General features: G+C 74.9%; 25 protein-coding genes. 18 read left to right on the forward strand and 7 right to left on the reverse strand.

Annotated features, from left to right (window positions below):
• Positions 1-37: 37 nt before the first annotated feature.
• Positions 38-802, reverse strand: a complete 765-nt coding sequence (locus tag KUM42_RS01720; protein WP_237494601.1) for an SDR family oxidoreductase — start codon at positions 800-802, stop codon at positions 38-40.
• A gap of 101 nt (positions 803-903) precedes the next feature.
• Here KUM42_RS01720 and KUM42_RS01725 point away from each other — a divergent pair, with 101 nt between their 5' ends.
• Positions 904-1,767, forward strand: coding sequence for a helix-turn-helix transcriptional regulator (locus KUM42_RS01725; protein WP_237494602.1), 864 nt, complete (start codon positions 904-906; stop codon positions 1,765-1,767).
• 61 nt (positions 1,768-1,828) lie between these two features.
• Complete coding sequence (locus KUM42_RS01730) at positions 1,829-2,032, forward strand: zinc-ribbon domain-containing protein (protein WP_237494603.1); 204 nt, start codon at positions 1,829-1,831, stop codon at positions 2,030-2,032.
• An 84-nt stretch (positions 2,033-2,116) separates the two neighbouring features.
• Here the strand turns inward: KUM42_RS01730 and sigJ are convergent, their stop codons facing one another.
• Positions 2,117-3,010: an RNA polymerase sigma factor SigJ gene (gene sigJ / locus KUM42_RS01735; protein ID WP_237494604.1), complete on the reverse strand. Its 894-nt coding sequence runs from the start codon at positions 3,008-3,010 to the stop codon at positions 2,117-2,119.
• Positions 3,011-3,129: 119 nt separating this feature from the next.
• Between sigJ and KUM42_RS01740 the strand changes: the two genes are divergently transcribed.
• Positions 3,130-3,879, forward strand: coding sequence for an SDR family oxidoreductase (locus KUM42_RS01740; RefSeq protein ID WP_237494605.1), 750 nt, complete (start codon positions 3,130-3,132; stop codon positions 3,877-3,879).
• An 83-nt stretch (positions 3,880-3,962) separates the two neighbouring features.
• Here KUM42_RS01740 and KUM42_RS01745 read toward each other — a convergent pair whose 3' ends face one another.
• Positions 3,963-4,646 (reverse strand): TetR/AcrR family transcriptional regulator, encoded by a 684-nt coding sequence (locus KUM42_RS01745; RefSeq protein WP_237494606.1) that lies wholly within the window; start codon positions 4,644-4,646, stop codon positions 3,963-3,965.
• A gap of 81 nt (positions 4,647-4,727) precedes the next feature.
• On the opposite strand from KUM42_RS01745, the gene KUM42_RS01750 reads away from it, so the two are divergent.
• Positions 4,728-5,474: an SDR family oxidoreductase gene (locus KUM42_RS01750; RefSeq protein WP_237494607.1), complete on the forward strand. Its 747-nt coding sequence runs from the start codon at positions 4,728-4,730 to the stop codon at positions 5,472-5,474.
• Positions 5,471-6,838, forward strand: coding sequence for an FAD-binding oxidoreductase (locus tag KUM42_RS01755; protein WP_237494608.1), 1,368 nt, complete (start codon positions 5,471-5,473; stop codon positions 6,836-6,838). Before KUM42_RS01750 ends, KUM42_RS01755 begins: the two co-directional genes overlap by 4 nt.
• A 15-nt stretch (positions 6,839-6,853) precedes the next feature.
• Here the strand turns inward: KUM42_RS01755 and KUM42_RS01760 are convergent, their stop codons facing one another.
• The gene (locus KUM42_RS01760) at positions 6,854-7,153 is read right to left on the reverse strand and encodes a putative quinol monooxygenase (protein ID WP_237494609.1); all 300 of its coding nucleotides are present in this window, start codon (positions 7,151-7,153) and stop codon (positions 6,854-6,856) included.
• Between the two features lie 130 nt (positions 7,154-7,283).
• Here KUM42_RS01760 and KUM42_RS01765 point away from each other — a divergent pair, with 130 nt between their 5' ends.
• The 7 genes from KUM42_RS01765 (at position 7,284) to KUM42_RS01795 (ending at position 12,853) form a co-directional block, all read left to right on the forward strand.
• Complete coding sequence (locus KUM42_RS01765) at positions 7,284-8,201, forward strand: hypothetical protein (protein WP_237494610.1); 918 nt, start codon at positions 7,284-7,286, stop codon at positions 8,199-8,201.
• Positions 8,202-8,280: 79 nt separating this feature from the next.
• The gene (locus tag KUM42_RS01770) at positions 8,281-8,859 is read left to right on the forward strand and encodes a dihydrofolate reductase family protein (RefSeq protein WP_237494611.1); all 579 of its coding nucleotides are present in this window, start codon (positions 8,281-8,283) and stop codon (positions 8,857-8,859) included.
• Between the two features lie 220 nt (positions 8,860-9,079).
• Positions 9,080-10,042, forward strand: a complete 963-nt coding sequence (locus tag KUM42_RS01775; protein ID WP_237494612.1) for an alpha/beta hydrolase — start codon at positions 9,080-9,082, stop codon at positions 10,040-10,042.
• Positions 10,043-10,066: 24 nt separating this feature from the next.
• The gene (locus tag KUM42_RS01780) at positions 10,067-10,780 is read left to right on the forward strand and encodes an alpha/beta hydrolase (protein WP_237494613.1); all 714 of its coding nucleotides are present in this window, start codon (positions 10,067-10,069) and stop codon (positions 10,778-10,780) included.
• An 85-nt stretch (positions 10,781-10,865) separates the two neighbouring features.
• Positions 10,866-11,294, forward strand: coding sequence for a VOC family protein (locus KUM42_RS01785; protein WP_237494614.1), 429 nt, complete (start codon positions 10,866-10,868; stop codon positions 11,292-11,294).
• Complete coding sequence (locus tag KUM42_RS01790) at positions 11,291-11,803, forward strand: hypothetical protein (protein ID WP_237494615.1); 513 nt, start codon at positions 11,291-11,293, stop codon at positions 11,801-11,803. The genes KUM42_RS01785 and KUM42_RS01790 overlap by 4 nt, the downstream gene beginning before the upstream one ends.
• Positions 11,804-11,887: 84 nt before the next feature.
• Positions 11,888-12,853, forward strand: a complete 966-nt coding sequence (locus KUM42_RS01795; RefSeq protein ID WP_237494616.1) for an AraC family transcriptional regulator — start codon at positions 11,888-11,890, stop codon at positions 12,851-12,853.
• A 75-nt stretch (positions 12,854-12,928) separates the two neighbouring features.
• Here the strand turns inward: KUM42_RS01795 and KUM42_RS01800 are convergent, their stop codons facing one another.
• A complete protein-coding gene (locus KUM42_RS01800; RefSeq protein WP_237494617.1) occupies positions 12,929-14,122 on the reverse strand; it encodes an acyl-CoA desaturase in 1,194 nt (397 codons plus the stop codon).
• A 76-nt stretch (positions 14,123-14,198) separates the two neighbouring features.
• Positions 14,199-15,299 carry a ferredoxin reductase gene (locus KUM42_RS01805; RefSeq protein WP_237494618.1) on the reverse strand — a complete coding sequence of 367 codons (1,101 nt, stop codon included), beginning with the start codon at positions 15,297-15,299 and terminating at the stop codon, positions 14,199-14,201.
• A gap of 150 nt (positions 15,300-15,449) precedes the next feature.
• Between KUM42_RS01805 and KUM42_RS01810 the strand changes: the two genes are divergently transcribed.
• From KUM42_RS01810 to KUM42_RS01820, 3 genes are read left to right on the forward strand one after another with little or no spacing between them, the layout of a single operon-like run.
• Positions 15,450-16,610: a helix-turn-helix domain-containing protein gene (locus KUM42_RS01810; protein ID WP_237494619.1), complete on the forward strand. Its 1,161-nt coding sequence runs from the start codon at positions 15,450-15,452 to the stop codon at positions 16,608-16,610.
• Complete coding sequence (locus KUM42_RS01815; RefSeq protein ID WP_237494620.1) at positions 16,607-17,359, forward strand: SDR family oxidoreductase; 753 nt, start codon at positions 16,607-16,609, stop codon at positions 17,357-17,359. Before KUM42_RS01810 ends, KUM42_RS01815 begins: the two co-directional genes overlap by 4 nt.
• Positions 17,360-17,409: 50 nt before the next feature.
• The gene (locus KUM42_RS01820; protein ID WP_237494621.1) at positions 17,410-18,870 is read left to right on the forward strand and encodes a cytochrome P450; all 1,461 of its coding nucleotides are present in this window, start codon (positions 17,410-17,412) and stop codon (positions 18,868-18,870) included.
• A 16-nt stretch (positions 18,871-18,886) separates the two neighbouring features.
• Here KUM42_RS01820 and KUM42_RS01825 read toward each other — a convergent pair whose 3' ends face one another.
• On the reverse strand, positions 18,887-19,987 hold the full coding sequence (locus KUM42_RS01825) for an NAD(+)/NADH kinase (protein ID WP_237494622.1): 1,101 nt from the start codon (positions 19,985-19,987) through the stop codon (positions 18,887-18,889).
• Between the two features lie 195 nt (positions 19,988-20,182).
• On the opposite strand from KUM42_RS01825, the gene KUM42_RS01830 reads away from it, so the two are divergent.
• From KUM42_RS01830 to KUM42_RS01840, 3 genes are read left to right on the forward strand one after another with little or no spacing between them, the layout of a single operon-like run.
• Positions 20,183-21,208 (forward strand): 3-oxoacyl-ACP synthase III, encoded by a 1,026-nt coding sequence (locus KUM42_RS01830; RefSeq protein WP_237494623.1) that lies wholly within the window; start codon positions 20,183-20,185, stop codon positions 21,206-21,208.
• The gene (locus KUM42_RS01835) at positions 21,205-23,778 is read left to right on the forward strand and encodes an alpha/beta fold hydrolase (protein WP_237494624.1); all 2,574 of its coding nucleotides are present in this window, start codon (positions 21,205-21,207) and stop codon (positions 23,776-23,778) included. Before KUM42_RS01830 ends, KUM42_RS01835 begins: the two co-directional genes overlap by 4 nt.
• Positions 23,779-23,788: 10 nt before the next feature.
• On the forward strand, positions 23,789-24,751 hold the full coding sequence (locus KUM42_RS01840; RefSeq protein WP_237494625.1) for an NAD(P)-dependent oxidoreductase: 963 nt from the start codon (positions 23,789-23,791) through the stop codon (positions 24,749-24,751).
• The last annotated feature ends 24 nt before the right edge of the window (positions 24,752-24,775 follow it).

Below are 24,775 nucleotides of genomic sequence, written 5' to 3' on the forward strand. Positions count from 1 at the left end.
GGCAGCGACCGCGTGGGTGCCCGCGTCCCCGGAGCCGTCAGTCGCCGTGCGGGTCCAGGTGGTTCAGCGTCGCGACGACCCGGTCGTAGTCGCCGCGCGCCTCGCCGTAGCGGAGGAACTTGACGTTCTCCACCTGGATCTCCGTCGCGTCCGGCTGGGTGCGGATCAGCTCGACGACCTCGTCGACGAAGTCGGCCAGCGGCATGGCGAACTCGCTCTCCTCCTGGCCGGGCAGCAGCGCGGTGCGCACCGACGGCGGCTCGAGCTCGACCACCGCCACGCTCGTGCCCGCGAGCTGCAGCCGGAGGGACTCGCTGAGCATGTGGACGGCGGCCTTGGTGGCGTTGTAGCTCGGGGTGACCTTCAGCGGGGCGAACGCCAGCCCGGAGGAGACGGTCATGATCGTGGCGGCGGGCCGGGAGCGGAGGTGCTCGACGAAGGCGGCGATGAGCCGGATCGGGCCGAGCAGGTTGGTCGTGACCGTCTCCTCGGCTGAGGCGAGGAAGCCGCCCGGGGTGGTCCAGTCCTCGACCCGCATGATCCCGGCCATGATGACCAGGACGTCGAGGTCCGGGTGCTCGGCGAGGACCTGGGCGGCGGCGCGCTCGATGCTGGCGGGGTCGGCCGTGTCGATCTCGACGGCGTGCAGGCCGGGGTGCTCGGCGGTGATCTGCTCGAGCAGCGCGGTGCGCCGACCGCCGATGACGACGGTGTTGCCCTCCTCGTGCAGGCGCAGGGCGAGAGCCAGGCCGATGCCGCTCGTCGCGCCGGGGATGAAGACGGTGTTCCCGGAGATGTCCATGCCCAGAGCGTCGGCCGGGCGCGAGCCCGGTGGCAGAGCGCGGTGATCGGGGGACCGCCGGTCCCTGGCTGCACCGGGCGCGCAGCGGTGACACTGGTCCGGTGAACCGCGACGACCTGGCCGACTTCCTCGTCCGCCGCCGCAACGGCCTGCAGCCGGCGGACGTCGGTCTCGGCGCGGGGCAGCGCCGGCGCACGGCCGGGCTGCGGCGCGAGGAGGTGGCGCAGCTCGCCGCGATGTCCACCGACTACTACACGCGGCTGGAGCAGCGGCGCGGCCCGCAGCCGAGCACGCAGATGCTCGCCTCCCTCGCCCGGGCGCTGCGGCTGACCACGGAGGAGCGCGCGTACCTCTACCGGGTCGCCGGGCACGACGCCCCCGACCGGGTCGGCGGCGGGGACCACGTCGCCCCCGCCCTGCTGCGCGTGCTCGACCGGCTCACCGACACCCCGGCGCTCGTCCTGTCCGCGCTCGGCGAGACGCTCGTGCAGAACGACCCGGCCCGCGCTCTCTTCGGCGACGCCAGCCACCTGACCGGCCTGGAGCGCAGCGGCATCTACCGGTGGTTCGCCCACCCGGACCAGGAGCGGGCGCACTACCCGGCCGACGACCACGACCGGCAGAGCCGAGCGCAGGTGGCCTCGCTGCGGGCCGCGTACGGGTCGATGGGGCCGCGTTCCCGCGCCGGCGAGCTGGCCCGGGTGCTGACCCGGACCAGCCCGGAGTTCGCGGAGCTGTGGGCCGCGCACGAGGTGGGCCGGCGGTTCTCCGACCACAAGGTGCTGCTGCACGCGGAGATCGGCCCGATCGAGGTCGACTGCCAGGCGCTGTTCACCGAGGACGAGTCGCAGGTGCTGCTCGTGCTCACCGCTCCCCCGGGCACCGAGGCCGCGAGCAAGCTCGCCCTGCTCGCCGTGCTCGGCACCCAGGCCTTCGCCCCCGAGCACCAGCCGGGGTCGCCCTGACGGTCCACGCCCGCCGTCCGGCCGGGCCGCGGGAGACGGCGCCGCTGCCTACGCTCACGGGGTGTTCTTCCTCTTCGGCCTCGGCACCAAGCAGCAGGACCTCGGTCCCGGGCAGGTCCGCACCTGCCCACGCTGCGGCAACACGTCCGCATGGGCTCGGGTGCGGGAGTCCCGGCAGCTCACGGTGTTCTTCGTGCCCGTCACCCGGTGGGGACGACGGCAGCTCGAGGTCTGCACCATCTGCGGCACCGCCGTCGAGGTCTGACCAGCGCCGACGGGCATCGCAGCTGCCCTCGGCACCGGACCGCCGACGCCCGCCCCCCGGTGGCGCGACGCGCACGTCGGACGGTCAGCGGCGCCGGGGCAGCTTCGCCGGCGCGACCACCAGGTCGACCCGGCACACCTGGCCGGCCACGACGGTCAGCGCACCCACGACGTGGACGACGTCCCCGGTGACGTACTCGAAGCCCGGCCCGCCGTTGAGGTGGAGCGGCCGGACCGGGTCCGCCTCCGCCAGCTTCCGCGCCACCCCCAGCAGGAACCGGGCGACCCGGTCCGCGCCGTGCACCGGCCGCCGCGCGGCACTGGCCTGTCCGCCTCCGTCGGCGGTCAGCACGACGTCGGGGTCCAGCAGTGCCAGCAGGCCGGCGAGGTCCCCCGACCCCGCGGCGGTCAGGAACGCCTGCACCGTGCGCGCGTGGTCGCCGCCGCCGACCTCGACCCGCGGCGCACCGGCGGCGACGTGCGCCCGCGCCCGCACCGCGAGCTGGCGCACCGCAGCAGGTGAGCGGCCCACGACGCCGGCCACCTCGGGGAAGGGCATGCCGAACACCTCGTTGAGCACCCAGACCACGCGCTCGGCCGGCGTCAGCGTCTCCAGCACCACCATGAGCGCGTAGCTCACCGACTCGTCCAGGGTGACGCGGTCGGCCGGGTCCTGGGAGCCGGCCGCCGGCGTGAGCAGCGGTTCCGGCAGCCACGGCCCCACGTAGGACTCCCGCTGCACGCGCGCCGACCGGAGCACGTCCAGGGCGCGCCGGGACGTGGCGACCGTGCACCAGGCCTCGACGTCCCGCACCGGCTCCCGTCCGTCGGCGGCGACCAGCCGCAGCCAGCAGTCGGAGACGACGTCCTCCGCCTCGGCCGTCGTCCCGAGCATCGCGTAGGCGATGCCGGTGAGCCGGGGCCGCAGCACGGTGAAGGTGGTGGCCAGCTCGTCGGCACGGCCGGGTGGGATCTGCACGGACGATGGACGATCCGGCGTCCGCGACTGTGACACCGGCGCCATGTCACACCTCCGCGACGTGCCCCGTCCTCACTCCGTACGGGCTCCAGCCGGGGCCTGCAGAGGAGGGAACGGTCATGAGGATCGCAGTTGCTGGGGGAACCGGGACGGTCGGGCGCGCGGTGGTCGCCGAGGTGGAGCGCACGGGGCACGAGAGCGTCGTGCTGGCGCCGACCACCGGCGTGGACCTGACCACCGGCGCGGGTCTCGACGCCGCGCTGCAGGGGGTGGACGTGGTGATCGACGTGTCGAACGCGGCGGTCTGGACGCGGGAGGCGTCCGAGTCGTTCTTCACCGCGGTGACCGAGCACCTGTTGGACGCCTGCGTGCGTGCGGGCGTCGGGCACCTGGTCGCGCTGTCGATCGTCGGCGCGGACGTGGTGGACCTGGACTACTACTACGGCAAGCGGGCCCAGGAGCGGCTGATCACGGCCGGGCCGGTGCCCTGGACGGTCCTGCACGCGACGCAGTTCTTCGACTTCGCCGCCCAGGTGCTGCGCGGCCAGTCCGGCCCGGTGGTCGAGGTGCCCCCGATGCTGTCCCAGCCGGTCGCGACGGCGGACCTCGCGGCCCGGCTGGTCGAGCTGGCCACCGGGCCGGCCCAGGGCGTCACGACGCCGATCGCCGGCCCGGACCAGCTCACCGTGGCCGACATGGCCCGGCAGCTGCTCGCCCGGCAGGGGCGGGACGCCGACGTCCGGGTGCAGGACGTGCCGGGGCGCACGGGTGAGCTGATGGCCGGCGGGGCCCTGACGCCCTCCGGTGAGTTCACCGTCGGGAAGAGGACGTTCGCGGAGTATCTGGCCGACGTCGCGCCGGCCGGCTGACGCACGGGTCCCGGCCGGCTGCTCCGGTCGGCCGGGGCCCCACCGACGCGCTGACGTCCGTCCTCGACACGCAGGTCGTGCGCTCAGCCACCCACCGCGCGCTCGGTCACCGCGCCCAGCTGCTCCAGCGTCATCGCCGGCACCGGGAGCGCCGACGCGGCGTCCCGGCGCACCCGCAGCCCGTCGAGCAGCAGACCGACGGCCCGGCGGTGCAGCCCCGGCACCTCCGTGCCGCCCAGGGTCGCCGCCGCCTGGACCATCGCGGCCATCAGCTGCACGTCGGTCACCTCGACGTCCGGACGCAGGTCCCCGTCGGCCTGCGCCCGCCGCACCACGGGCTCCAGCCGCTCCACCACGAGGCCGTCGGTGTCCCGCAGCACCCTCGCCAGCTCGGTGGGTCCGGTGCCCCGGGCCCAGCCCAGCGGCGCTCCGAAACCGCCGAGGACCAGCTCGCGCAGGCCCCGGTCGCCGGCCAGGACGTCGGCCGACGCCGAGACGAAGTGCACGAGCCCCTGCCACGCGGAGGACGTCGATGCCGCCTGGGAGGCCGTCGCGGGCCCGAGGGCCAGCATGTCGCGGTAGGCAGCGAGGATCAGGTCGTCCTTGGTCCCGAAGCGCCGGTAGAGCGAGGCGACGCCCGTTCCGGCGCGCGCGGCGACGTCGGCCTGCGTCACCGCGAGGCCTCGCTCGGCGAACAGCGCACGCGCCGCGGTCACCAGGCGGTCACGTCCGGCGTCGCCACGGGCGGTCAGGCGCTTGGGCGGCACTTGGGCAGCATACCGGAATAGCTGTTCCGGCGTACAGGTTGCAGCAGCCGTCCGACACGGGACGAGGGCTGGGAGGCCACCATGGACGAGGACCTACAGGGGCGCACCGTGCTCCTGGTCGGCGCGACTGGCGGGGTCGGTGAGGGGGCGACGCGGTCGTTGCTCGCCCACGGCGCCCGGGTCGTGGCGATCGGCCGCGACGAGGGACGACTGGCCGAGTTCGCCCAGCGCATCGGGGACCCCGGCGCCGGGGAGCTCGTGCTGCACCGGATCGACGTGACGGCGGCCGACAGCGCGGCGGTCACCCGCGAACTGCACGCCGCCTTCGGCACGGTGGCCGGGGTCGTCATCTCCATCGGCAATCCGGGCGGGCGGACCCGGGGGACGGTCCTGGACGTCCCGGACGCCCACTGGACCGAGATGGTGGAGACGAACCAGACAGCCGGGTTCCGTGCGCTGCGGGCCCTGGTGCCGCTGGTCAGCCCGGACGGCACGGTCGTGAACCTGCTCGGCCTGAGCTCCGAGCTGCCCTTTCCCGGCAACCCGCTGATGGCCGCGACCAACGCGGCGCTGCGCTCGCTCGTCCAGACCCTGGCGGTCCAGCTGGCCGCCTCCGGTCCGCGGCTGTACGGACTGGTGCTCGGCGTCGTCCGGACGCGCGCCCGGCAGGCCGTCGGAGTCGACGACCCCCGCTGGCTGACCGGGGAGCAGGTCGGCGAGGCCACTGCCGCGCTGCTCGCCGGCACGGCACCCGGGTCCGACCGGACCCTGCACTACCTGATCGACCCGGCAGCGGGCCTCACCACGACGACGCCGGTCCGGTCATGAGCGACTCAGCACGGACGTCGACGGCGCCCCGGGACCACGCACTGCCGGACCGGCTGCACGAGCTGGCGACCACCCCGGGTGACCCCAACTACCAGCGCCTGCGGCACACGTACTGTTACACCGGCAGCCCGGCACTGGTGCTGTCGGCGGAGAGCGACGATGACGTGGTCGCGGCACTGGCCCACGCCCGGGAGCGCGGCGGGCCGATGTCGGTCCGCAGCGGCGGCCACGGCATCAGCAGCCGCTCGACCAACGACGGCGGCGTCGTCCTCGACCTGTCGCGGATGCACGCCGTCGAGGTCCTCGATCGCGGTGAGCGGCTCGTGCGCGTCCAGGCGGGTGCCACGTGGGGCGAGGTCGCGGCCCAGCTCGCGCCGCACGGCCTGGCCATCTCCTCCGGGGACTCCGGCGACGTCGGCGTGGGCGGGCTGGCCACCACCGGCGGGATCGGTCTGCTCGGGCGGCGCTTCGGGCTGACGATCGACCACGTCGTCGGCGCGACGGTGGTCACCGCCGACGGCCGGGTGCTGCACGTCGACGCCGAGCACCACCTGGACCTGTTCTGGGCGGTCCGCGGGGCGGGCGCGAACGTCGGCATCGTCACCGAGTTCACGATGCGCGCGGCCGAGGTGCCTGGCGTCGTGCACGCCACGCTGGCCTACGACGCCCGGGACGCCGCGTCCCTGCTCGAACGGTGGGGGGCCGCGATGGCCGCCGCTCCCCGGGAGGTCACCGGCTTCCTCTACCTGTTCGGCGGCGGTCGCGGAGGGACCTCGGCGATGGCGAGCATCGTCGTGGCGACGACGGAGGCCGAGACGGCGCAGCGCCTGTTGCAGCCGTTCACCGAGGTCGCGCCGGTGCAGGGGGCTCGGGCTGCCACGACCTCCTACGACGCCGTCGTCCAGGCGAGCGGTGCGCCGCACACCGGCGCGGCCGGCGGCGCGACCCGGTCCGCGCTGGTCGACGGGCTGGACCGGGAGACGGCGGAGGTGCTGGCCGGCCTGCTGGAGCGCGGAGCGGCCGACAGCGTCCAGCTCCGCGCCCTGGGCGGGGCGGTCAACGACGTCCCGGCCGACGCGACGGCCTTCGCCCACCGGCACCAGGCGTTCTCGGTGCTGGCGGTCGTCTCCCCCGCGCGGAAGGCGGCCCTCTGGGCGGCCTGGGAGGACGTGCTGGAGCACGCCGACGGTCTCTACCTGAGCTTCGAGACCGACGACGACCCGCGCCGGCTCACCGAGGCCTTCCCTCCCCCGACCCTCGCCCGGCTCCGGGCGGTCAAGGCGGAGTGGGACCCGGACGACGTCTTCTCGCACAACTTCGACGTCTCCCGCGTGGCGGAGCCCGTCACCCCGCCGGGTCGCTGACGGGCGCCGCGGGCGTCAGAGGTCGATGGTGCGACCGAAGGTGCGGGTGACGGGCGGGCCGGCGAGGACGCCGCCGAGCGCGCTCGCACCCTCCGGCGTCTGGCGCCAGGCGACGTAGGCGTCGTGGTGGGCGGCGGTGGTCCACGTCTCGACGACGATCACCCGCGTCGGGTCGGCGTCGTCGACGAGGACCTGGAGGCCCTCGTTGCCGTCGAACGCCGCGGTCGCCACGAGCGTCTCGCGGATGGCGTCCTCCGCCTGGGCGCCGACGGTGTCAGGGCGGAGCTGGACCTCGAGGAAGACGGTGATCGACATGGGTCCAGGCTGCCAGCCCCGCTCGGGCGGACCGACGCCGGTGTCCCCGCGGACACGGGGCTGGAGAGACAGCTGAGGCGCGTGTGGCGCGGCGCCACCACCCGGGGTCGAGCCGTGCGCACGATGGGGCGTGCCCACTCGACCGGACGCCGTCGCCGCGTTGCCGACCGCCCCGGGCGTGTACCGCTTCCGGGACGCCGGTGGGCGCGTGCTGTACGTCGGCCGGGCCACCCAGCTGCGCAGCAGGGTCGGCTCCTACTGGGGCGACCTGCGGGACCGCCGTCACCTGCGGCGGATGATGCTCCGCGTCGCCCGGATCGAGGCGCTGGTCTGCGACTCCGTGCACGAGGCGGCCTGGGCCGAGCGCAACCTGCTGGAACGGTCGAAGCCGCCGTGGAACCGGGTCGTCGGCGGCCTGGAGGTGCCGGTCACCATCCACCTCGACACCTCGCCGACGGCGCCCCGCCTGGGCCTCGCCGCGGTGCAGCAGCCGGAGCCGGGTGTCCGCTGCTTCGGCCCCTACCTGGGTGCGAGCAAGGCGAAGCTGGCGCTGTCCGGGTTGGAGCGGCTGTACCCGATCGGCCACGCCGGACCGACCCGCAGCTCGGGCGCGCGGGAGCTGGCGTTGCTGCGCGGCGGGCAGGACGTCCCGCTCGCGCAGCTGGGTCGCGCCGTGGAGTCCGTGCTGGACCGCGACCCGACGGCGGTCGCGACCGCGCTGGCGGCGCTGGCCGCCCGTCGCGATGCCGCCGCCGGAGCGCAGGCCTACGAGGCCGCGGCCCGGCTGCAGCAGGAGATCGAGGCGCTGGAGTGGGTGGTCGCGCCCCAGCGGGTCACCACGGCCGGAGAGCAGGGCCGCCACGACGTCACCGCCTGGGGAGACGACGTCCTCGTCCGGCTGCGGTTCTCCAACGGCCGGCTGCGCTCCTGGGAGCAGGAGACGTGCACCCGCCCGGCGCCCGGAGCGAAGGCACCCGAGGGCTGGGTCCCGTTCCTCCGCCGCAACGCGGAGCTCGCCGCCCGGCTGGCGACCCTGCCCGTCCTCTGAGCCGGGCCGCCGCCGACCGATCAGTGGGCGCGGCCGGCTCGGTCTGTACGTCGGGCGCCGACCGACGAGAGGCTGAGCCGTGCGCAGACTGAGCTACGCCATGAACGTGAGCCTGGACGGCTACGTCGCCGCGCCCGGTGACGACCTCGGCTGGAGCGTCCCGAGCGACGAGCTGTTCCAGTGGTGGTCCGACCGGGTGGCCGCGACGGGTACGGCCCTGTACGGACGCCGGCTGTGGGAGGCGATGAGCGCGCACTGGCCCACTGCCGACCAGCAGCCCGGCGTCACCCCGGCCCACGCCGAGTACGCCCGCCGCTGGCGAGCGATGCCGAAGGTCGTCTTCTCGTCCACGCTGACCTCGGTCGAGGGGAACACCCGCCTGGTCACCGGCGACGCGGTCGCCGAGATCGCGCGGCTCAAGGCCGAGGACGGTGGCCCGATGGACGTCGTCGGCGCGACCCTGGCCGCAGCGGTGATGCGGGCCGGGCTGGTCGACGAGTACGTGCTCGTCACCCACCCGGTCCTGGTGGGCGGCGGCACGCCCTTCTTCACGTCCCTGGACCACTGGGTGGACCTGCGCCTGGTCGAGACCCGGGCCTTCCCCGACGGCCTGCTCCTGACCAGGTACGAGACCGAGCGCGCACCAGCCGACCGCTGATCGGCGCGGGCGCCGCCGTGCCTCCGAGTTGATCTCCCTCGCGCTTCGTCGGTGTCCGCGGCAGGGGGCTGGTCCCTTCCTGCACGACCGTGTGCTGGGTCTGCACGTGCTGGGCGCTGGCGTTCCCCGACGGGCCCACCGACACGAGGCTCGGCGTGCCGGGACACCAGCCGTGACCGCTGGGGTCCCGGACCCCGTCCCCCGTCGAGAGAGGCCAGCCATGAGCGATGTCGTCCCCGTGCTCGAACCGGCCGCACAGGCGTTCGCCGACGCGACCGACAACCCGCCGTACCTGTTCGACATGACGATCGAGGACGGCCGTAAGACCGTCGACTCGGTGCAGGACGGAGACGTCCCCGCGCCCGCCGTCGACGTCACCGACCTGACGATCCCCGGTGGCCCCACCGGGCAGGTCGTTCTGCGCGTGTACCGGCCCGCGGGCAGCACCGGGCCGCTGCCGGTGCTGCTCTACACGCACGGCGCCGGATGGGTGTTCGGCAACGCGCACACCCACGACCGGCTGGTCCGTGAGCTGACCGTCCGCGCCGGTGCGGCGACGGTGTTCACCGAGTACGTCCGCGCTCCCGAGGCCCGGTACCCGTCGCAGATCGAGGAGGTCTACGCCGCGCTCGAGTGGATCGCCGCCTCCGGCGCGGACCACGACCTGGACCCCACCCGGATCGCCGTCGCCGGCGACTCGGTCGGGGGCAACATGACCGCTGCGGTCACCCTGCTGGCCAAGGAGCGCGGCGGCCCCGCGCTTGCGGCGCAGCTGCTGTACTACCCGGTCACCGACGCCGCCTTCGACACCGGCTCCTATCACCAGTTCGCCGAGCACCACTGGCTCCGCCGGGACGCCATGCACTGGTTCTGGGACCAGTACACGACCGACCCCGCCCAGCGTGCCGAGCCCACCGCCTCACCGCTGCGGGCCACCACCGAGCAGCTGACCGGTCTGCCCCCGGCGCTCGTCGTCACCGGCGAGGCCGACGTCCTGCGCGACGAGGGCGAGGCGTACGCCGCAAAGCTGCGCACCGCCGGCGTGCCGGTCACCGCCGTGCGCTACACCGGCGCCATCCACGACTTCGTGATGGTCAACAGCATGCGCGACACCCAGGCGGCGAAGGCCGCCACCGCCCAGGGCGGTGCTTTCCTCCGCGCCGCGCTGCACCCCGCCGACTGACCCGACCACCACCAGGAGCCCACCATGAGCACCCCCACCGTCGTCCTCGTCCACGGCGCCTTCGCCGACTCCGCCAGCTTCGCCGCCGTCGTCCCCGGACTGCTCGACGACGGGCTGTCCGTCGTCGTCCCCGCCGTGCCGAACCGCTCCCTCATCGGGGACGCCGCCTACGTCGCCTCCGTCGTCCGCCAGATCGAGGGGCCCGTCCTGCTGGTCGGCCACTCCTACGGCGGCGCGGTCATCACCGTCGCCGGCGCCGAGGACAACGTCGTCGGCCTCGTCTACCTCGCCGGCTACGCGCTGGAGGAGGACGAGAGCCTCGCCGAGCTGCAGGGCGGCTTCCCGGACTCCGACCTGGCCACCGCGCTGGTCTACAGGCCGTTCCCGCAGCCCGGCGCCGAGGACGGCACCGACGTCTACGTCGACGTCGCGAAGTTCCCGGCCGTCTTCGCCGCCGGCGTCGACCCCGGCCTGGCCCGGGTGCTCGCCGTGTCGCAGCGGCCGCTGGCCGGCGCGGCGTTCGCCGAGAAGGCCCCGGTCGCTGCTTGGAAGACCAAGCCGTCGTGGGGCCTCGTGTCCTCGGCCGACCACACGATCAACCCCGACGTCGAGCGGTTCGGCTACACGCGCGCCGGGATGACCGTGACCGAGGTCGACTCCTCGCACCTCGTGATGCTCGCCCACCCGGAGGCCGTCCTGGCCCTCGTCCGCGAGGCCGTGCAGAAGACGACCGCCTGACCGACCGGGGACGCGCCGCGGACGGCGGTCGCGGCGCGTCCCCGACTCCTCACCAGACCGACCGAGAGGGATGAGCATGGAACCCGTGGCACGGCCCTTCTCCGCGGTGGCCGACGTCTTCTGCTTCGTCCGTGACCTGGCAGCGGCCACCGCCTGGTACAGCGCACGCCTCGGGAGGCCACCGGCGCTGACCGCTCGCCAGCTCTCCCGGTTCGACCTCGGCGGCGCGCGGCTGACGGTCCACACCATCGACGAGTTCAACGCGGGTGGCCCGGGCGGGTGCGTCGCCTACTGGGACGTCCCGGACGTCGACGCACTGACCGCCGAGTGGGTACGGCACGGAGCCGTCGCCCACCGGGGCCCGACGACGATCATGACCGGCGAGCGGTTGTGCCAGCTGCTCGACCCGTTCGGCAACCTGATCGGCATCCGGCAGCCGGCGCACGCGGAGCACCTCGACGTGCCGGTGGCCCTGCTGGAGGTCCCGGCCACCGACGGCTCCGCGGCCACGTGACGGGCGAGTGCCCCGCCGCGGGACCCGGCAACCCGCACTGGCGAGGGCGACTGCTGTCCCCGGGCGTCGGCGCCTGGCGCCACGACGCGGCGCCGCTGCGCGTCACCCGGGCGGCCGATGGCATCCCGGACGGGTCTGCCCGGCTGTCGTTCGTCGTCCCCGGTTCTCCCGGGGCGACGCTGTGGCAGGCGCGCCGGTTCTCGTCGCTGGCTGCGGGTGACCTGGCGCTGGTCGACCTTGCCGCCCCGTACGACTACCGGAGCCGTCCCGGCGTGCTCAGCGTCGTGCAGGTGGACTCCGACGCGCTCGGTGTGACCGCCGGGCAGGCGGCGGCAGCCGTGCCCCTGCTGTGCACGAGCCCGCTGCACGACCTGGTCCGTGACCACGTCCGCGCACTGGCCGCCGTCGTCGGGTCGCTCCCCGACGTCGCAGTGCTCGACGACCTCGGCGCCGCGACCGTCCACCTGCTGTCCGCCCTGCTCCTCAGCTGCGCCCCCGGCGCTCGGTGAACAGCGTGTGACGGACGGCGCCGGGCCCCGCCCGGCCGTCGCCGTCCCCCTACGCTGACCCGCAGCCTCGACCAGGGGGAACCCATGACCGTGCTGCTCGACACCGATCTGCTGCCCGAGGCCGACCGTGCCGACGCCGTCCACGCCACCTACGACGGGCAGCGTCCGCGGCGCACCGTCGCCCTGGGCACCCGCCCCGTGCGCCACCGCGTGGAACGTCTCACCCTCGGCGCGGAGCTGCACCTCCTGCGCACCAACGGGACCGCCCTGGACATCGTCCGCACGCCCCGGCAGGTGCGCGCCGACGCACCGGAGCACGTGGCGATCGGCTGGCACCGTCGCGGGGACGCCGTGGTCTCCTCTGCCGGCGGCGACAGCGTCATCACGGTCGGGGAGCTCAACTGCGTCGACATGACCTCGCCCTACCGGCTCAGTCACCGCACCGCACACGACCACGACGTCCTCATCCTGACCAACCAGCAGGCCGGCGTCCCGGTCGACGTCGTGCGGGCTGCGGCGCCCGCGCTGCGTCGCAGCCCCGTCTACGACCTGGTGCGCCGACACCTGGCCGGCCTGCACAGGGCGGTCGCCGGGTTGCCGGCCGAACACCGGCCGCTCACCGGGCAGGCCACCGCCGCCCTGGTGCGCGCGCTGCTCACGACCGCAGCGGAGTCCACCGCTGCCGACGACGCGATGGACGCGGCGCTGCAGACGCGGATCACGCTGTACGTCGACGCCCACCTGGGCGACCGTGACCTCACCGTCGAGCGCATCGCTGCCGCGCACGCCGTGTCCGTGCGCCACCTGTACAACGTCTGGGCCCGGGCCGGCCACGCACTCACGCCGGCCCAGTGGGTCGTCGAGCGGCGTCTGCAGCGGGCCCGGGAGCAGCTGCTGGCCGCCGAGTCCCGGGGCGTCAGCATCGCGGCCCTCGCCCGCCGCTGCGGTTTCGCCGACCCCAGCCACTTCAGCCGCCGCTTCCGACAGGCATTCGGGGTGTCCCCGACCGAGTGGCGGGCCACTGCGACGCGCGACGCCGCAGCGCACTGACCCGACCGTTCGACGACACCGAGCGACCCCGCCGGGCGGGTGCCCGGCGGGGTCGCGGTCGTGCAGGTGGAGAGGTCAGGCGGCGTTCTGCAGCTCGCGCCGCACCTTCGCCCCGCCCGTCGTCATCTTGTAGAGCTTGACGACCTGGGCCGGCGCGTTGGCCGGGGTGGTCTGGGCCAGCCAGCCGTTGGGCAGCGAGAGCCGGATGACCTTGTGCCAGGCCGAGCCGACCTGACGCGGCAGCGAGGCGGAGTGGTACCGCAGGCCGTAGCGGCGGAACAGGTCCTCGATCTTCGGGGCGATCTCGGAGTACCGGTTGCTCGGCAGGTCCGGGAACAGGTGGTGCTCGACCTGGTGGGACAGGTTGCCGGTCATGATGTGCATGGCCTTGCTGCCGGAGATGTTGGCCGAGCCGAGCATCTGGCGCAGGTACCACTCACCGCGGGTCTCCCCGTCGATGGACTTCTTCTCGAACGTCTCGACGCCCTCGGGGAAGTGCCCGCACATGATCACCGAGTGCGACCACAGGTTGCGCACCACGTTGGCGGTGAAGTTCGCGGCCAGGGTCGGCAGGAACGACGGCCCGCTCAGCAGCGGGTGCACCAGGTAGTCCTTGGTGGCCTGCTTGCGGATCTTCTTCAGCACCTGCTTGCCGCGGGCGCGGAAGCCGGGGTCGGCCCGGCGCTCCTTGGTGGCCATGTTCTTGCCCAGCTCGAGGTCGTAGGCGGCGATGCCGTACTCGAAGAAGATGGCGTTGACGAAGTTCCACACCGGCTGCAGCAGGTACAGCGGCACCCACTTCTGGTCCTCGTCGACGCGCATGATGCCGTAGCCGAGGTCGTTGTCCTTGCCGATCACGTTCGTGTACGTGTGGTGCAGCTCGTTGTGCGAGTGCTTCCACTGCTCGGCCGGGCTGGCCATGTCCCACTCCCAGGTCGTGGAGTGGATCTTCGGGTCGCGCATCCAGTCCCACTGCCCGTGCAGGATGTTGTGCCCGATCTCCATGTTCTCCAGGATCTTGGCGACCGAGAGCCCGGCCGTGCCCAGCAGCCAGGCCGGCGGGAACTTGGAGAACAGCAGGACGGCGCGGCTGCCCAGCTCGAGCTTGCGCTGCACGTCGATGACCTTGCGGATGTAGGCCGCGTCGGACTCGCCGCGGCTGTCCATCACGCCCTGCCGGATGGCGTCGAGCTCGAAGCCGATGGCCTCGATGTCCTCGGGGCTCAGGTGGGCGATCGGGTTGTCGGACTTCTTCTGCAGGACGGTCACGTGCAGCTCCTTCGCTGTCGGGCGGTGCGGAGTGGGTCCGTCGAGGTCACCTCGACGGGTCCACTCCGCGGGGGTGTCAGTGGTCGATGTCGCAGGCGCCGGCGGCGGCGCTGATGCAGGTCTGCACGAGGACCCCGTCGCCGGGGGCGGCGGTGGTCACCTCGCCGGTGCGCAGGTCACGGACGGCGCCCTCGCGCAGCGGCAGCACGCAGCCGTAGCAGATGCCCATCCGGCAGCCGCTGGGCATGAGCAGCCCGGCGTCCTCGGCGGCGTCCAGGATCGGGGTGGCGCCGTCGACCTCCAGGGTCGTGCCCGACGCGGTGAAGGTGACCGTGCCGCCGGCGTCGCCGGTGACGAGCACCCGCGGGCGGAACCGCTCGGTGTAGAGCTGGTCGGCGATGCCGGCGTCGGCCCAGTACTGCTCCAGCGTCTCGAGCATGCCGACCGGCCCGCACGCCCAGGTCGAGCGCTCGGCCAGGTCGGGCACCATGCCGGCCAGCACCGCGGCGTCCAGCAGCCCGTCGGTGGCGGTGTGCCGCTCGACCAGCCGGATGGCCCCGCAGCGGGCCAGCTCACGCAGCTCGGCGCCGAAGATGACGTCCTGGGCCGTCGGCGCGGAGTGCACCAGGACGACGTCCTCGTGCTCGTGCACGTGGTTGCGCAGGATGCCCATCACCGGGGTGATGCCGGAGCCCGCGGTGACGAACAGCGCCTTGGCCGGGCGCTGCTCGGGGAGCACGAAGTCACCGGTCGCCTGGTCCAGCTGCACGACGGTGCCCGGCTGGACGCGGTGCACCAGGTGGTTGCTGACCTTGCCGTCGGGGATCGCCTTGACCGTGATGGTGAAGCGGCCGTCGGCGCGGCCGAGCACCGAGGTGATCGAGTAGGCGCGCCACAGCCGGACGCCCTCGACGTCGATGCCGATGCGCACGTACTGGCCCGGGGTGTGCGGCAGCCAGTCGCGGCCGGGCTGGATGACGAGGGTCGCGGCGTCCCGGGTCTCGTGCCGGACCTCCTCGATCCGCCCGCGCAGCGCGGCACCGGAGCGCAGCGGGTCGATCAGGTCCAGGTAGTCGACCGGCAGCAGGGGCGTGGTCACCAGCTCCGCGGCCTTGAGCACCCGGTCGCGCAGCGCCCGGAACGCGGGGCGGCCGGGGCGCGGGACGGTGGCGGTCATGAACTGAGTCTTACCCGCCCCGGGACGAAAGACCTGTGCCTCCGACGTGAATCGACCCGTATCTTCTGTTCGCAGAGAACAGTCGGGCGATCAAACGAGGTGAGGACGACGACAGATCCGGGAACTTTCCCGTCGACCGTGGTCGCGGCCATGCGGGCCGAGCTGCCGGCGGTCGCCCAGCAGACCGTGGCCAGCATCGTCGTCGAGGTGCCCAGCTACACCGACGCCTTCGCCGGGGAGATGGGCCGGGCGATCACCAACGCCGTCCGGCTGGCCCTCGGCGGGTTCCTGGAGCTGGCCACCGCGACCGGCGGTGCCGACCCGAGCCGGCCGATCGCCCCGGCGCTGGAGGGCGCCTACGCCCTCGGCCGGGGCGAGGCGCGCAGCGGTCGGGCGATGGACGCGCTGCTGGCCGCCTACCGGGTGGGCGCGCGGGTGGCGTGGCGGCACATGAGCGACACCGCGGTCGCCGCGGGCATGTCGGTGGGGTCGCTCGCCCGCTTCGCCGAGCTGGTGTTCGCCTACATCGACCAGCTGTCGGCCTCCAGCGTGGCCGGGCACACCGACGAGCTGGAGACCACCGGCCGGGTGCGCCGCCACCACCTGGAACGCCTCGGGGCCCTGCTGCTGGCCGGCCGGCCGGTCTTCGACGTCACCACCGCCGCCGAGCGGGCCGGCTGGCTGCCGCCGCGGACGCTGACCGCCGTCCTGCTGCCCGAGGCCCGGGCCCGCGGCGCCCTGGCGCTGCTCGACGTGCGCACCCTGCAGGTCACCGACGACCAGCCGGGGCTCGACCCGACCGCCGGGCTCAGCGTGCTGCTCGTCCCCGACGCCGGTGAGGGCGCCCGCCCGGTGCTGCTGCGCGCGCTGGAGGGCCGCGACGCCGTCGTCGGCCCGGCACGCCCGTGGACGGCGGCGGCCGCCTCCTACGCCCGGGCCCTGCGGGCGCTGCGACTGGAGCTGACCGCCCAGGGCGCGGCGGCGCTGGACACCGAGAGCCGGCTCACCGACCTGGTGCTGCGCGCCGACGACGCCGCGCTGGCCGACCTGCGGACGGCGGTGCTCGCGCCGCTGGACGGACTGAGCCCCGCCGTCCGGGACAAGCTCACCGCCACCCTGCGCTCCTGGCTGCTGCACCACGGCCGCCGCGACCAGGTCGCCGCGGACCTCTTCGTGCACCCGCAGACGGTCCGGTACCGCCTCGGCCAGCTGCGCGAGCTCTACGGTGACCGGCTCGAGGACCCCCAGACGGTGCTCGAGCTGACCGTGGCGCTGGGCGCCCGGCTGCCGACGGAGGAGGACACCCGATGAGGACGGCGGTCGCTGGGGGCACCGGGCTGGTCGGCCGGCTGGTGGTGGCGGAGCTGGAGCGGCGGGGCGACACCCCGGTCGTGCTCGCCCGCGGCGCCGGGGTCGACCTCACCAGCGGCCGCGGCCTGGACGACGCGCTGGCCGGGGTGAGCACCGTCATCGACGTCAGCAACGTGACCACGACCAGCCGCCGCCGATCGGTGACCTTCTTCGAGGCGGCCACCGGCAACCTCCTCGCCGCGGCCGCCCGGGCCGGGGTCGGGCACGTGGTGACCCTGTCGATCGTCGGCGCGGACACCGTCGACTTCGGCTACTACCTGGGCAAGCGCCGCCAGGAGGAGCTCCTCGCGGCCGGGCCGGTGCCGTGGACGCTGCTGCGGGCCACCCAGTTCCACGAGTTCGCCGGCCAGCTCGTCGACCGCTCCCCCGCCCCGTTCGTCGTCGTCCCACGGATGGACAGCCGGCCGGTGGCCGCCGCCGAGGTGGCCGCCCACCTGGTGACGCTGGCGCACGGCACGCCGCAGGGGGTGGCCGCGCCCATCGCCGGGCCCGAGCGGCTGGACATGGCCGACCTGGTCCGGCGCCATCTGCGGGCCACGGGTCGGGGGCGGGTCGTCGTGTCCCTCCGGCTGCCCGGGCGGGTCGGGTCGGCGTTCGCCGGCGGTGCGCTCGTCCCCGCGCCGCCCGTCGTCACCGGCAGCACGACCGCCGCCGAGCACCTGCGCCGGCTGGCGACGCCACAGGGCTGAGCCGGGGTGGGGTGCGGGGCGACGGCAGGGGCGGATGTGACGCGCGCCGCGTGCCATCCTTGATCACCGGCGCCGTCCTGGAGTACCAAGACGACATCGTCCAGCGCACCCACGTCCCGCGCACACCAGGAGAGGTCACGGCCACCGAACCCCGCACCGGAGCACGGTCCCGCTGTCTGACGCCGACCGGTCACACCCGCGTCACCGGACGACGGGCGGCGCGCGCGGTGCGTGCCCGGGCCCAGGCGTGGGGCGGGCGCCTGCTGGCGCGGCGGCTGTCGCGCAAGGGCATCGACCTGGCCAGCCTGACCTTCATCCCGGCGCCGGCGAAGGTGCCGCTGCAGCGCATCGGCACCGACCCCGTGCCCCGACTGGCCGAGCTGCGGGCGACCGACCCGGTGCACCGGATCGAGCTGCCGTTCGACTTCTCCGTCTACCTGGTCACCGACACCGAGCAGGTGCGTGCGGTGCTGGCCAACCGGGACGACTACAGCAACGACATCCGGCACCTGCTGCCCGGCACCGGCGGCACGACCTCCGGCTCGGACATCGGCGGGCTGGGCTTCACCGACGCCCCGCTGCACACCCGGCTGCGCAAGATCATCACGCCCGAGTTCACGATGCGCCGGCTGGCCCGGCTGGAGCCGATGATCGAGGCGATCGTCGAGAGCCAGCTCGACGAGCTGGCCGCCGCCGGCGCGGACGGGACGCCGGTCGACCTGGCCAAGGCGCTGTCCTTCCCGGTGCCGTTCCAGACGATCTGCGCGCTGCTGGGCCTGGAGCTGTCCGACCGGGACGCCTTCGCCCGGCTCGGCGTGCAGCGCTTCGACATCACCTCCGGTGCCGCCGCGGCCTTCGGCGCGGTCTCCGAGCAGCGCGAGTTCCTCTTCGACGCCGTCGCCCGCCAGCGCCGGGAGCCCGGCCCCGGGCTGATCGGGCAGATCATCCGCGACGAGGGCGACGCCATCTCCGACGTCGACCTCGCCGGCCTGGCCGACGGGGTGTTCACCGGCGGCTACGAGACCACCGCCGGGATGATCTCGCTGAGCACCCTGGTGCTGCTGCGCGACCCCGCGCACGCCGAGCTGGTGCGCAGCGGCACCCGCAAGGACGTCGACCGGGTCGTGGAGGAGCTGCTGCGCTACCTGTCGGTGGTGCAGATGGCCTTCCCCCGCTTCGCCCGGCACGACATGGACCTGATGGGGACCCCGCTCAAGGCCGGTGACGTGGTGCTGGCCTCCCTCAGCGGGGCCAACCGCGACCCGCTGTCGGCCGGCGACTCCCCCGAGGCGTTCGACCCCGCGCGGGTGCCCACCAGCGGTCACCTGGCCTTCGGGCACGGCGCGCACCGCTGCATCGGCGCGGAGTTGGCCCGGATGGAGCTGCGCATCCTGCTGCCGGCGCTGCTGCGCCGGTTCCCCGACCTCGCGGTGGCCGTGCCGCAGTCGGAGCTGCGCTTCCGCGAGCTGTCCTTCGTCTACGGCATCGACGAGCTGCCCGTCACCGTCTGACCGGCCCGGCCCGGGCTCAGCGCGCCCGGGGACCGGGGTGCTGCAGGTCCGGGGGCAGCGGCTCGCCCGGGTCGTAGACCAGCGGGGCGTCGCCGTCGGCGACCGCGGCGCGTGCGTCGGCGAGCCCGAAGCGGCTGCGGACCCGGTCCAGGAAGTGCGGTTCGTCCAGCCGCACCAGCTCCGACCGCTGCGCGGCCCCGTAGACGGTGACCCAGTCACCGGGGTCGAGCACGCCCCGCAGCTGCCCGTCCACGCTCACCGCCACCTGCCCGGACCGCCCCAGCACCCGGACGCCGACCCGGTGCCGGGACGACAGCACCAGGCTCCGGTCGAACACCATGTGCGGCGCGACCGGGGTGAAGACCAGCGCCTCCAGGTCCGGGGAGAGCACCGGCCCACCTGCGGCGAAGCTGTAGGCCGTCGACCCCGTGGCGGTGGAGACCACCAGGGCGTCGGCGGAGTAGGAGGCGAACAGCCGGCTGTCGACGTAGAGGGCGAGGCTGGCCTGCCGGTCCCGGGCGAGCTTCTCGAACACCACGTCGTTGAGGGCCAGCACCTCCAGCGGGACGCCCCAGCCGACCTCCTGCGCGCTGCCGGGCCGCACCGCCGGGGCGGGCAGCGCCGGGCCGCGGCCGTAGCGCAGCAGCGCGTCCATGCCCTCGGGCAGCTCCAGGGGGCGCGAGGCGCGCATGGTCAGCATCATCCGGGCGTCGATCACCACCTCGCCGTCCACGACCGCCTGCAGGGCCTCCTCCAGCCGGTCGACGACGACCTCGGTGAGGAAGCCCACCCGACCGACGTCGACGCCCAGCACCAGTGCCCCGGCGGCGGCCGCCACCCGGGCGCCGCGCAGGAACGTGCCGTCGCCGCCGACGGTGACCACCAGGTCCGGGTTGCCGGCGAGCGCGGCCTCCTCGTGCGCGGGACGGCGGGCGTCGGAGTCGCTCCACACGTCGATGTCGACGCACGGGACGTCGCGCGCCGCCGCCCAGTCGCGCACCCGCTGCGCCGCGGCGCGGGCCACCGGCTTGCCCTCGTGCACGACCAGGCCGATCCGGGCGACCACCCGCCGGTTCCCTGCGGGGGTGCCGTCCACGCCGTCCTGGGGGGCTGTCACCCGGGCATCCTCCCCTCCCCCGGACCGGCCGCACACCCCCGGTGGGGTCACCGCCACAGGTGTGATGCCCGCCGCGGGTGAACGGCCCACGGCATACCGGTGACCACCCCGGGTAGTGCCGAGTGAGAACAGGGGGCCGCACGTGGAATCGCGCACGTGGCAAAGTCGGACTCCCTCGACGACTGGACCCCGCCCATGAGTGGCAACGCCACGCACCGTTTCCGCAACACCAGCGTCCTGACCGTGCAGACGGCGGACGCCTCCCAGGTGATCACCTCCGACGCACTCGACGAACAGCTCGCCGCCACCTACCGCCGGGTGGGGCTGCGGCCGGGGATGCTCGAGCGGCTGGCCGGCATCCGTGAGCGCCGGTGGTGGGCCGACGGCGTGACCTTCGTCGACGGCGCCGCGATGGCCGGCGCCAAGGCGATCAGCGAGAGCGGCGTCGACCCGGCGTCCATCGGCCTGATGATCAACACCTCGGTGAGCCGGCGGTGGCTGGAGCCCTCCACCGCGGTCGCGGTGCACTCCGCCCTCGGCCTGCCGCGCTCCGCGCAGAACTTCGACGTGACCAACGCCTGCCTGGGCTTCGTCAACGGCATGGAGCTGGCCGCCGCGATGATCGACTCCGGCATGGTCGACCACGCCCTGATCGTCAACGGCGAGGACTCCCGGATCGTGCAGGAGCGCACCATCGAGCGGCTGCAGGGCCCCGACGTCACCTCCCGCGACGTCATCGCCCAGTTCGCCACCCTGACGCTGGGGTCCGGGGCGGCGGCGATGGTGCTCGGCCGCAGCGACCAGCACCCGGAGGGCCACCGGCTGGTCGGCTCGGTCAGCCGCGCGGGCACCGAGCACCACGAGCTGTGCATCGGCGACAACGACGAGATGCGCACCGACCTCAAGGGCCTGCTGGACGCCGGCATCGCCCTGTCGCTGGACATGTGGGACGAGGCCGAGCCGGAGTTCGACTGGCGGCGCGGCATGGACCGCTACGTCATCCACCAGGTCTCCAAGGTGCACACCGCGACGATGGTCGCCAAGTTCGGCATCGACGAGTCCAAGGTGCCGCTGACCTTCCCGACTCGCGGCAACCTCGGTCCGGCCGCGGTGCCCTTCACCCTCGCCGGGCAGCAGGACTCCCTGGTCGACGGCGACCGGGTGCTGCTGATGGGCATCGGCTCGGGCCTGAACGCCTCCTGCCTCGAGATCGCCTGGTGACCGTTCCCACCTCTGTGCCCGACCTCCCGCCGGGCCTGCCCGGGATCGACCCGGCGTGGTCCCGGCGGGTCACGGTGGCCGACGCCACCGGCACGAAGCACGAGTGGCACCTGCTCGACAACGGCGTGACCGACCCGGTCGGCACGCTGCTGTGCGTCCACGGCAACCCCACCTGGTCCTACCTGTGGCGCCGGCTGGTCGCCGCGGCCCCGCCCGGCTGGCGGGTCATCGCCCCCGACCAGCTCGGCATGGGCTTCTCCGAGCGGGTGGGCGAGCTGCGCCCGCTGGCCCAGCGGGTGGCCGACCTCGGCGACCTCACCGCCGCCCTCGGCGTCACCGGCCCGGTCATCACCGTCGGCCACGACTGGGGCGGGGTCATCTCGCTGGGCTGGGCGCTGCAGCACCGCGACCAGCTGCGCGGCGTCGTCCTGACCAACACCGCGGTCGCCATGCCGCCGGGCGACCTCGGCCCGGCACTGATCCGCCTGGCGCACGCGCCGGGCGTGCGCCCCGCGGCCACCGTCGGCACCCCGCTGTTCGTGCGCGCCACCACCGCGCTGTCCCGCCCCGCCCTGCCGGCCGCCGTGCGGGACGCGTTCGCCGCGCCGTACGCCTCCGCCGACCGCCGGGGCTCCGTCGGGGACTTCGTCGCCGACATCCCCTTCGCCCCCGGGCACCCCTCCCGCGCCACCCAGGAGGCGATCGCCGAGGGCATCCGCGACCTCGACGTCCCGGCCCTGCTGCTGTGGGGCCCGCGCGACCCGGTCTTCGGCGAGCGCTACCTGGCCGACCTCCGCGGCCGGCTGCCGCAGGCGGAGCTGCACCGCTACGAGGGCGCCTCGCACCTGGTGCAGGAGGACGCCCCGGAGTACGCGAGGGCGATCGCCCAGTGGGTCGCCGACCTGGCCGAGGGGCGCTCCCCCGCCGCGGCGCGGCCGGTCGCACCCACCCCCGACCGGCACCCGTGGTCGGCGCTGACCGACCGCGCCACCGACGACTCCCCCGCCGTGGTCGAGGTCGGGGGCGACACGGTCAGCTGGGCCGCGCTCTCCCGCCGGGTCGAGGACCTCGCCGCCGGGCTGGTCGCCGCCGGCATCGGGCCGGGCACCCGGGTGGGCATGCTGGTCGAGCCCTCCGCGGACCTCACCGCCACCGTCTACGCCGTCTGGCGGGCCGGGGCGGTCATCGTGGTCGCCGACAAGGGCCTGGGGCTGCGCGGGATGCGCCGGGCGCTGCGCGGCGCCGGTGTCGGCGCGGTCGTCGGCAGCGCGCAGGGGCTGGCCGCCGCCCGGGTGATGGGGCTGCCCGGCACCCGCATCGCCGCCGGCGGGCTGTCCGGTGCCGCCGCCCGCGCGCTGGGCGCCACGACCACCCTCGCCGAGCTCGAGCAGCGCGGGGCCACCGCGGCCGCACCTGCCGTCGCCGCGCCGGACGCCGACTGCGCCGTCCTGTTCACCTCCGGCGCGACCGGCCCGGCCAAGGGCGTGGTCTACACCCAGCGGCAGGCCGTCGCCCAGCTGGACCTGGTGCGCTCGACCTACGGCCTCACCCCGGCCGACCGGCTGGTCGCCGCCTTCGCGCCGTTCGCGATCCTCGGCCCCGCGCTGGGCATCGGCTCCGTGGTGCCCGACATCGACGTCACCGCACCCGGCTCGCTCACCGCCGCCAAGCTCGCCGACGCCACCGCCGCGGTCGGCGGCACCGTGGTGTTCGCCTCCCCCGCGGCACTGCGCCGGGTGGTGGCCACCGCCGGTGAGCTCACCGACGCCCAGCGCAGCGCGCTGGGCGGGGTGCGGCTGCTGATGTCGGCGGGTGCACCGGTGCCGCTGTCGCTGTTGCAGCAGCTGCACACCGTGCTGCCGGCCGCCGAGGCGCACACGCCCTACGGGATGACCGAGGCGCTGCCGGTCACCGACGTGTCGGCCGGTCAGGTTGCGGCCGCCGGGGCCGGCAACGGCGTCTGCGTCGGCGCCCCGCTCGCCGGGGTGGAGGTGCGGGTCAGCGCGCTGACGCCCACCGGCCGCGCCGAGGGCGACCTGACCGACACCCCTGAGCTCACCGGTGAGGTCTGCGTGCGGGCCGCGCACGTCAAGGACCGCTACGACGCGCTGTGGGCCACCGAGCGGGTCTCCTCCCGCAACCCCGGCTGGCACCGCACCGGCGACGTCGGGCACCTCGACGCCGAGGGCCGGTTGTGGATCGAGGGCCGGCTGCCGCACGTGGTCACCACCGCCACCGGCGTGGTCACCCCGGTCGGCGTCGAGCAGCGGGTCGAGACCCTGCCGGACGTCACCGCGGCCGCGGTCGTGGGCGTGGGCCCGGCCGGTGCGCAGGTCGTCGTGGTCGTCGTGGTCCCGGCCGGGAGCCCCGAACGGGCCCGGCTGGCGACCGCCGGCACCGACCTCGCCGCGGCGGTGCGCGCGGCGGCCGGCACCGAGGTGGCGGCGGTGCTGACCACCGGGCGGCTGCCGGTCGACATCCGGCACCAGTCCAAGGTCGACCGCACCGCGGTCGCCCGCGCGGCCGGCGCCCTGCTGGCCGGCTCGGGCGGGTCCCGGCGCCGGTCGTGAGGGTCCGGTCGTGAGGGTGCTCGTCACCGGCGCCAGCGGCATGCTGGGCCGGGCCACGGCACAGCGGCTGCTGGACCGCGGCGACGACGTCACCGTGCTCCAGCGCCGGCCGGCCGGGCTGGCCTGCGCGCAGGTGCTCGGCGACGTCGCCGACCCCGCGGTGGTGGCCCGGGCGGTGGCCGGGCAGGACGCCGTGCTGCACCTGGCTGCCAAGGTCGACGTCACCGGGCCGTGGGCGGAGTACGAGCGGGCCAACGTCACCGGCACCCGCACCGTGCTGGCCGCCTGCGCCACGGCGGGCGTGGGCCGGCTGGTGCACGTCTCCTCCCCCTCGGTGGCGCACGGCGGGTCGGCGCTGGTCGGGGTGGGTGCCGAGCCCGCCGACCCGGCCGGGGCCCGCGGGAACTACTCGCGGTCCAAGGCCGTGGCCGAGCTCGAGGCGCTGGCCGCCGACTCCCCCGCACTGGCCGTGCTCGTGGTGCGCCCGCACCTGGTGTGGGGTCCCGGTGACACGCAGCTGGTCGGCCGGATCGTCGAGCGGGCCCGCACCGGCCGGCTGCCGCTGATCGGCTCGGGGGCGGCGCTGATCGACACCACCTACGTCGACAACGCCGCCGGCGCGCTGGTGGCCGCCCTCGACGCGTGCGGTCCCGTGCACGGCGAGGCGCTGGTGGTCTCCAACGGCGAGCCACGGCCGGTCGGTGAGGTCATCGCCCGGCTGTGCCGCGCCGCCGGGGTCCCCGAGCCGCACCGCCGGGTGCCGTTCGGGCTGGCCTGGGCCGCCGGTGCGGCGGTCGAGAGCGTCTGGTCGCTCACCGGCCGCCGGGAGACCCCGCCGCTGACCCGGTTCCTCGCCGAGCAGCTGGCCACCGCCCACTGGTTCGACCAGCGCCGCACCCGCGAGGCGCTGCACTGGACACCGGAGGTCACGCTGGACGAGGGGTTCGCCCGGCTGGCCGCAGCAGCGCACTGAACCCCATGAGCCCCGGCGGACGAA

The sequence above is a fragment of the Modestobacter sp. L9-4 genome (assembly GCF_019112525.1).
Classification (GTDB): domain Bacteria; phylum Actinomycetota; class Actinomycetes; order Mycobacteriales; family Geodermatophilaceae; genus Modestobacter.

What these genes read in the sequence shown, in the direction of transcription:
- KUM42_RS01720 (WP_237494601.1), bottom strand. Translation starts at nt 802, where the DNA reads ATGGACATCTCCGGGAACACCGTCTTCATCCCCGGCGCGACGAGCGGC.
- KUM42_RS01740 (WP_237494605.1), top strand. Translation starts at nt 3,130, where the DNA reads ATGAGGATCGCAGTTGCTGGGGGAACCGGGACGGTCGGGCGCGCGGTG.
- KUM42_RS01750 (WP_237494607.1), top strand. Translation starts at nt 4,728, where the DNA reads ATGGACGAGGACCTACAGGGGCGCACCGTGCTCCTGGTCGGCGCGACT.
- KUM42_RS01755 (WP_237494608.1), top strand. Translation starts at nt 5,471, where the DNA reads ATGAGCGACTCAGCACGGACGTCGACGGCGCCCCGGGACCACGCACTG.
- KUM42_RS01760 (WP_237494609.1), bottom strand. Translation starts at nt 7,153, where the DNA reads ATGTCGATCACCGTCTTCCTCGAGGTCCAGCTCCGCCCTGACACCGTC.
- KUM42_RS01775 (WP_237494612.1), top strand. Translation starts at nt 9,080, where the DNA reads ATGAGCGATGTCGTCCCCGTGCTCGAACCGGCCGCACAGGCGTTCGCC.
- KUM42_RS01780 (WP_237494613.1), top strand. Translation starts at nt 10,067, where the DNA reads ATGAGCACCCCCACCGTCGTCCTCGTCCACGGCGCCTTCGCCGACTCC.
- KUM42_RS01795 (WP_237494616.1), top strand. Translation starts at nt 11,888, where the DNA reads ATGACCGTGCTGCTCGACACCGATCTGCTGCCCGAGGCCGACCGTGCC.
- KUM42_RS01805 (WP_237494618.1), bottom strand. Translation starts at nt 15,299, where the DNA reads ATGACCGCCACCGTCCCGCGCCCCGGCCGCCCCGCGTTCCGGGCGCTG.
- KUM42_RS01810 (WP_237494619.1), top strand. Translation starts at nt 15,450, where the DNA reads ATGCGGGCCGAGCTGCCGGCGGTCGCCCAGCAGACCGTGGCCAGCATC.
- KUM42_RS01815 (WP_237494620.1), top strand. Translation starts at nt 16,607, where the DNA reads ATGAGGACGGCGGTCGCTGGGGGCACCGGGCTGGTCGGCCGGCTGGTG.
- KUM42_RS01830 (WP_237494623.1), top strand. Translation starts at nt 20,183, where the DNA reads ATGAGTGGCAACGCCACGCACCGTTTCCGCAACACCAGCGTCCTGACC.